We start from the raw sequence: 7,270 nt of genomic DNA, 5'->3' as shown, positions 1-7,270 counted from the left end.
GAACCCCTTGATCACGCCCGGCCGCGCCAGTTTCACCACACACCAGTCGTAACCACTCACGCGCTTGCGGCGCGTTTCCCAGCCGTCCATCCACTTGCCGTTATCGTCGAATTTGCCCACGATGAAAACAGCCGGCTCCGGATTCAACATGCGCTCTTTGGGCGCAAAAAAATCGTCGCTGGCTTCGAGCGCCTGCGCGCCAAGCCGCGGGTCCGCGAGGTTCACATAACGGCGCGTGAATTCGGGAGCGTTGGGATCGAGTGTCGGAATGGACATGAGGTTCCTTGTATGAGTTGAAGGCGGCGCGCGGACATCAGGCGACGATCAGATCGTCGAGCCTGAAGCGCGCTATCCGGTAGATTTGCTGCAGACTTTCGCGCAACTCGACATCGCGGCTGTTATTCAGCCGCGCCTGGAAGTTCGCGATGATGCCGTGACGATCAAACCCGCGCACGGCCAAGATAAAAGGAAAACCGAACTTCTCACGATAGCCTGAGTTGAGCGCCTGCAAGGTGTCGAACTCTTCCTGCGTGCACAGATCGAGGCCCGCACCGCTTTGCTCACGCGTGGACTCGTGCGTGAGTTCGCCACGCACCGCAGCCTTGCCCGCAAGCTCGGGGTGAGCGTTGATCAACGCAAGCTGACGCGCGTCGCCGGCGTTATCGACTATGGATGCCATGGTTTTATAAAGCGCATCGACGCTCGCAAAGGGTCTCTTCGCCACCGCCTCTTCCGCGACCCAGCGCGAGTGTTCGAAGATGCCGGACAGCGCGCCAACGAAATCGTCCGCGTTCACGGCGTTAAGCTGTTCTAGTGTCATTCGTGCAGTCGTCATCACGCGCTCGCTCCTGCCGTACCTTCATACGGGTGATGTTCACGCCAGTGGCGCGCAATGTCCACGCGGCGCGTGACCCACACGCGGTCATATTGTTCGATGTGGTCAAGGAACCTCTGCAGCGCGCGAAAGCGCCCGGGACGCCCGAGCAATCTGCAATGCATGCCGATGGACAGCATCTTCGGCGCCTCGCTGCCTTCTTCGTAGAGCACGTCGAATGCATCGCGCAGGTACACGAAGAATTGTTCCGCAGTGTTGAAACCCTGCGGCGTGGCGAAGCGCATGTCGTTGGTATCGAGCGTATAGGGAACGATCAGTTGCGGCGTTTTTGCGCCGCCGCTTACTTCCACGTCCATCCAGAACGGCAGGTCGTCGCCGTAATAATCCGAGTCGTAGAGAAAGCCGCCGTGCTCCGCTACCAGTCTGTGCGTATTGGGACTGTCACGTCCCGTGTACCAGCCAAGCGGTTTAACGCCCGTTACGCGCTCGATGGCTTCCATGCCCAGACGCATATGCTCCGCTTCCTTCTCGGGCGACATATCCTGATAGTGGATCCATCGATATCCATGGCACGCAATTTCATGCCCCAGCTCGACGAATGCACGTCCCAGATCCGGATGACGTTCAATCGCCATGCCAACGCCAAACACGGTCAGCGGCAAGCCGCGCTTTTCGAACTCGCGAAGAATGCGCCACACGCCCGCCCGCGACCCGTATTCATAGATGGATTCCATGCTCATGTGACGCGACGGGTAAGCAGCCGCACCCACGATCTCCGACAAAAATTGCTCGGATGCCGGATCGCCGTGCAGAACACAGTTCTCTCCGCCCTCTTCGTAATTCAGCACGAATTGCACGGCGATGCGCGCGTTCCCGGGCCAGTTCGGCTGCACGGGATGCCGGCCATAGCCGATCAGGTCGCGTGGATAATTCGATTGGTTCGACATGGCTGGATCAGTGCGTGAAAGTCGATGGGGCCGCGCACGGTGCCTAAGGACCCTGCATTGGACCCTGCGCGACGATAGTCCAGTTTAGCGAAAACGCATCGCCGCGCCCATATTCATACGCAGATATTGCGGGTCAGGTGACAGGTATGTTCTGCGCACGCCACCAGGGTCATTTGACTCATTCAGGACTATAAGCCGCGAGGGCGCCGTCGTATTGTTTAGCCAAGGGGCGCGCATAATCGCCGCGCTTGGCAGTTTTAAGCCTTAGCGAAATTAACGCCTCCGCCCATTTGACCGCAGTCGTCACGCCCTCGATTACCGGCGCGCCAATTGCATCTTCAATCTCGCGACAAAACTCTGCCATGCCGGCGCACCCCAGGACGATGGATTCCGCGCCATCTTCCGCTAACGCCTTGCGACATTCATCGATGATGATTGCGCGCGCTTCGGAACCGGGAATGTCGAGATCGAGCACGGCGACATCGGTTGCGCGCACGTTCTTGCAAAAGCGCTTCATGCCGTATCGCTCGGCCAGATGCCACGACATCGTGCATGTGCGCCTGAGCGTTGTCACAACAGAAAAGCTCGGCGCAATCACACTTGCTGCATGCATTGCCGCTTCGGCTATCCCTATGACAGGACCGCTTGCGAGTTCGCGCGCCGCGTAAAGGCCGGGGTCGCCAAAGCACGCAATGACATAACCATCCATGCCCTCTTTCTCGCCCTTTTCTATTTCCTGCAGCAAGGCCAGCGTTGCAAGCGCTTCATCGTAATAGCCTTCAATGGACGGTGGTCCCATCGACGCGCTGACCGAGATGACTTCCGTCCCATCCGATGCCACCTCTCTAGCGCAGCGATCCATTGCGCGTGTCATGCGTTCGGTCGTATTTGGATTGATCAGTTTGATGCGCATTTCTACCTTCTTCCTTGAGCGTACGGAAAGCACCAGTGAAAATCACGTTCATGCCACGCTACACCATGCGTGGCATGAACTTCCTTCAGGAAAAATTCGACACTGATTTCTTGTCCGCGATGATCCAGTAAAACAAGGCGCCCAATCCCGCGCCAATGAACCACGAGAAGTTCGCCGAACCCTGCAACGCCGGGATCATCACGCATGCGACCGCAATCGCAGCAGCGGGCAACAAGGCCGATACCGCGCGCCAGTTCACGCCATTGGTGTACCAGTAACGTCCTGTTTCGGAGGTCGTGTACAACTCTTCCACGTTGAACTTGCCACGCTTCATCAAGTAGAAGTCCACGATCAGCACGCCATACAACGGTCCGATAAAACTGCCCAGTACATCGAGCGTGTAATGGATCACGGCGGGGTTATTGAAGAGGTTCCACGGCGTGATGAAAATCGACGCCATCGCCGCCATCATTCCGCCCATCCGCCAGCTGATCAGACGTGGTGCAACATTCGAAAAATCGAAAGCCGGCGAAACAAAGTTTGCGACGATGTTGATACCGATGGTCGCTATCGTGAAAGTCAAAGCGCCGAGGATGACGGCCGTCGGTTGATCGATGCGGCCCACGGTTTCGACGGGGTCCGTGATCAGTTGACCGAACACCGGCAAGGTCGCGGCGGTCGTCACGACGGTGACAAGCGAGAACGCGAGAAAGTTGACCGGCAATCCCCAGAAGTTGCCGCGCTTCACGCTCTTATAGCTTTTGCAGTATCGCGAGAAGTCGCCGAAATTGAGCATCGGTCCGGAGAAGTAGGACACGACCAACGAGATCGCCGTAATCATGACCGGCACCACTTCCATGCCGTGATACTTGACCCCGCCCAGGTTCAATCCGATATTGCGCCAACCCGCACGCCACACCATGTAACCGGCAAGAATGAACATCACGATGTACACCGCCGGCCCCGCGAAGTCGATGAACTTCTTGATCATCTCCATGCCGCGCCAGAACACGACGGCTTGCAGGACCCACAGCAGCATGAACCCGGCCCAGCCCAATGCCGACAAGCCCGCAAAGCCGTGATTGTGGACATCGGCGTAAGGCATCCATTGCGGCATGAATTTCAGCAACACGATCACGAGCGCGCTGGAAGCAAGGAACGTCTGGATGCCATACCACGCGACCGCGATCAGCCCGCGAATCACGGCGGGAAGGTTCGCGCCGAGCACACCGAAGGTTGCGCGGCAGGCAACCGGATAAGGCACACCGGCCTGTTGACTCGGCTTGGCGATCAGGTTGCAAAGTACATTGACGATACCGATTCCAACCAGCAACGAAACCAGCACTTGCCAGCTCGTCAGGCCCAACGCGAACAGACTTCCTGCGAAAACATAACCGCCTACGCTGTGCACGTCCGACATCCAGAAAGCGAAGATGTTGTATGCGCCCCAGGTCTGGTGCTTGAGCGGCGCGAGGTCGTCGTTATAAAGACGATCGCTATATCCAACCGGATATTCTGGATCGCGGTCCGAATCTTCGTAAGGGGGTATTGCAGCACTGCCAGGGGTCGCACTGAACTGAACCATGACTTCTCCTTGAATGAACTCGGCAATGGCGCCGCTTAAGATCGTCGTTGAGGTCGTCAACTTCTACGGCTTCGTTGTATGGCTACACGGCGCCTTCGCACAGGTTCGCGCGCGGCGTTCTTTTGATCGATTCATTTAGCAGTCCAAACGCATACAGACGTTGCGCGGACGCCATTCAACACTTCAACACGCGCACAAAAGCGCATGCATCCAGGAAAAGGCACGGTCAAGTCGCGCATTCGTTCAATGCGGACCTTAAGATTCACTCAACTTTCAATTAAGGCTTATCGCAGCGCGCCCAAGCTTAAGGTCGCGCGGCAACACACTTCTTTCAAGCGCTTTTTTCGCGCTCGGCGGACTTCGGTTTGGCGAAGACTTCATGCAGATCGACTGCACCGCGAGCGGGCCGGTCGAGCATTTTCATTTCCACGTCCTGCAAGTGACGCGCCATCAGTTCGGCGGCTTTGGGCGCGTCGCCGGCGTCGAGTGCGGCCAGGATTTCCTCGTGATCCTCAAAGCTGCAGGAGCTCCGGCCAAGCGACTCATACAACGCCGATATCAGCGTGGAGCGCGCCACCAGCCCCGACAGGCATTCGCACAAGACAGTGTTGCCGGTAAGCTGCGCGAGCTCCTTGTGAAACTCGCCTGACAACCTTATCCACGATGAAAAATCGCGGCTTTCATATGCTTTGCGTTCACGTCCGATCGTCGCGCTGATCGACTTCAGTCTGCGCGTGCCGTGTCCGCTGCAAATGCGCTCGACCACGGCCATCTCGACGATGCGCCGCATCTCGAACACTTCATGGACCTCTTGCACCGACGGACTCGCGACAAATGCGCCCCGGTTCGGCTCGAGATCGACCAGACGCTCGCTCGCGAGTTGCGCCAGCGCCTGGCGCACCGTACCGCGCTTTACATCGAATACTTCGCACAACTGCGCTTCTGTCAGCTTGGCCGCAGGCGCGAGACGATGTTCGAGGATCGCATCACGGATGTTTGCCGCGATCGATTCGGCCGTAGCCGCAGCAGCCGGAACCGCATTGCCAATGACGCTTACCTTCGATAAAGCTTTCATTTTGTCTTCGGACATGATCGCGTTCGCCTGTATGTGTTGCATCTTATGACGGACATAAAAACTGTCAACAATTTCTCGTGAAATTCGATCGCCTGCGGGAGGTCACGGTACTCAAAAGCAGTCCAGAGGCCTGCAGATGAAGGCTCGGGAGGCCTTATCAGGTAAATCCCTCACTCCGTACGCCCCCAATATTGTCAACAATATTGGGCACAAAACCCGTGCAAATTTGCCCAAATCCAGTGCGTTCAAATGAAAAAAGCGCCCGACGGGGCGCTTTTCGGCTGACCTTCGAACGTAGTCAGGACAAATGCGGGTAATCCGAAAGCTTCATACTGAAACCACTTGGTCTCGCGACCAGATGCGCAGTCGCGCCAAAAGGCAAGGTCAGCAAATCCGGCACGTGTCCGAACTGCAACCCGGTCACGACCGGAATCGCGACCAGCGATCGAACCTGCTCGACCATCGTCTCGAACGTGTATCCGTTGTCGTATTCCGAGAGTTTGGCGCTCGTGAACTGACCCAGTACGACGGCTTGCTGCCGCGCAAGAATCCCGGACAAATGAAGCTGATAAATCATTCGTTCAACGCGAAACGGATGCTCGTTGACGTCTTCGAGAAACAGGATCCCGCCCTCGACAGGTGGCATGTACGGTGTGCCGATCAACGAAGCGATCATCGCGAGATTGCCGCCCCAGAGCATGCCGGTGACATCGGCGGATTGCGCTTGGTGGACGTCACTCGTCACCGTGAAAGATCGCTTCGTGATCGCTTCCCAGAAGTGATCCATCGTGAATGCGCTCAGCGCTTCAGCACCAAAATCGGCAGTGAGCATCGGCCCGCCGAAAGTCTTGATGCCGGCGCGGGCGAACAACGCAAGCTGGAGGGCCGTAAAGTCGCTATGGCCGACCATCACCACGGGCTGATCACGCAAGCGGCGTTGCAAACCGTCGTAGTCGAGACCATGAAGTATGCGCGACGCACCGTAACCACCTCGCACTGCCAGCACGATTTCAGGCAAAGGCCGCGACGGATCGGCAAGCCGGTTGATATCCGCTGCGCGCTCGCTATCCGTACCGCCAAACCGTTGGTACCGGCGCCACGCGGACGACGCATTCTCGAGCGTATGTCCCTGCTCCTGCAGACGCGCGATCGCGCGTTCAACCGGCTCCAGAGCAGGATAACCAGAAGGTGCAACGAGATCGATGGTGCGTGCGCGAAGGGTCATGGGCGAGGTAAAATTGGATCGGCGGGATCAGGCGTGGCGGCGTTGCGGGCATCGCGTGCCGCCTTGGTTTCGCGCCGGCGTTCGGCGAAGAAACTGCGCAGCGCGTTGGCGCATTCGTCGCCGAGCACACCGCCGGTAACGGTCGTGTGATGGTTCAGGTTGCCGATGGCAAATGCATCGACGACACTGCCGCACGCGCCGGTCTTGGGATCGTGCGCGCCGAACACCACGCGCGCAATGCGTGCATGCATGATTGCGCCGGCGCACATGATGCAGGGTTCGAGCGTGACGTACAGCTCGCAACCGGGCAAGCGGTAGTTTTCGAGTGCGATGGAAGCGGCGCGCAACGCAGCCATTTCAGCATGCGCCGATGGATCGTGGGCGCCAATAGGATGATTGAAACCCGTGGAGATGACTTCGTCGCCGCGTACCAGCACCGCACCCACAGGCACTTCGCCCAGCGCACGCGCTTTTTCGGCGGCGGCCTGGGCAAGCGCCATGAACCGGCGGTCACGCTCGTCCGGGGATGCAGGCTCGGAAACGGCTGTCACTTCTGCCCGGCCTGATCGTGCGTGGCAACGTCTGCGGTCTTTTCCTGCTCCGACCAGCGCTCGGACAGACGCTCCGCAATGCGCCGCCGATATTCGAGCGGCACCACCGTGCAATTGCCGCGCAGCGATTCAAGGGCCA

General features: G+C 58.3%; 6 protein-coding genes and 3 pseudogenes. All 9 read right to left on the bottom strand.

What is annotated here, in order from left to right; genetic code table 11:
• Nucleotides 1-276, bottom strand: a pseudogene (locus ACFFAR_RS19320) (allantoicase); the annotation flags it as partial.
• Between the two features lie 37 nt (nt 277-313).
• Complete coding sequence (uraD, locus tag ACFFAR_RS19315) at nt 314-835, bottom strand: 2-oxo-4-hydroxy-4-carboxy-5-ureidoimidazoline decarboxylase (protein WP_075357852.1); 522 nt, start codon at nt 833-835, stop codon at nt 314-316.
• The gene (puuE, locus tag ACFFAR_RS19310; protein WP_075357851.1) at nt 835-1,782 is read right to left on the bottom strand and encodes an allantoinase PuuE; all 948 of its coding nucleotides are present in this window, start codon (nt 1,780-1,782) and stop codon (nt 835-837) included. Before puuE ends, uraD begins: the two co-directional genes overlap by 1 nt.
• 181 nt (nt 1,783-1,963) lie before the next feature.
• Nucleotides 1,964-2,695, bottom strand: a pseudogene (locus ACFFAR_RS19305) (aspartate/glutamate racemase family protein); the annotation flags it as partial.
• 85 nt (nt 2,696-2,780) lie between these two features.
• The gene (locus tag ACFFAR_RS19300) at nt 2,781-4,280 is read right to left on the bottom strand and encodes a cytosine permease (RefSeq protein WP_174362512.1); all 1,500 of its coding nucleotides are present in this window, start codon (nt 4,278-4,280) and stop codon (nt 2,781-2,783) included.
• 331 nt (nt 4,281-4,611) lie between these two features.
• On the bottom strand, nt 4,612-5,370 hold the full coding sequence (locus ACFFAR_RS19295; protein WP_082771467.1) for a GntR family transcriptional regulator: 759 nt from the start codon (nt 5,368-5,370) through the stop codon (nt 4,612-4,614).
• 283 nt (nt 5,371-5,653) lie between these two features.
• On the bottom strand, nt 5,654-6,580 hold the full coding sequence (gene ldcA / locus ACFFAR_RS19290; RefSeq protein ID WP_174362511.1) for a muramoyltetrapeptide carboxypeptidase: 927 nt from the start codon (nt 6,578-6,580) through the stop codon (nt 5,654-5,656).
• Entirely contained in the window at nt 6,577-7,131 is a 555-nt protein-coding gene (gene tadA, locus ACFFAR_RS19285; protein ID WP_375508284.1) for a tRNA adenosine(34) deaminase TadA, read from the bottom strand. Before tadA ends, ldcA begins: the two co-directional genes overlap by 4 nt.
• Nucleotides 7,128-7,270, bottom strand: a pseudogene (locus ACFFAR_RS19280) (DUF1992 domain-containing protein); the annotation flags it as partial. The gene tadA and the pseudogene ACFFAR_RS19280, both read right to left, overlap by 4 nt.

This window comes from uncultured Caballeronia sp. (assembly GCF_964243625.1).
Classification (GTDB): Bacteria; Pseudomonadota; Gammaproteobacteria; order Burkholderiales; family Burkholderiaceae; genus Caballeronia.
The sequence above is the reverse complement of the archived record's forward strand: the minus strand, read 5'-3'. Positions and strand labels throughout refer to the sequence as shown.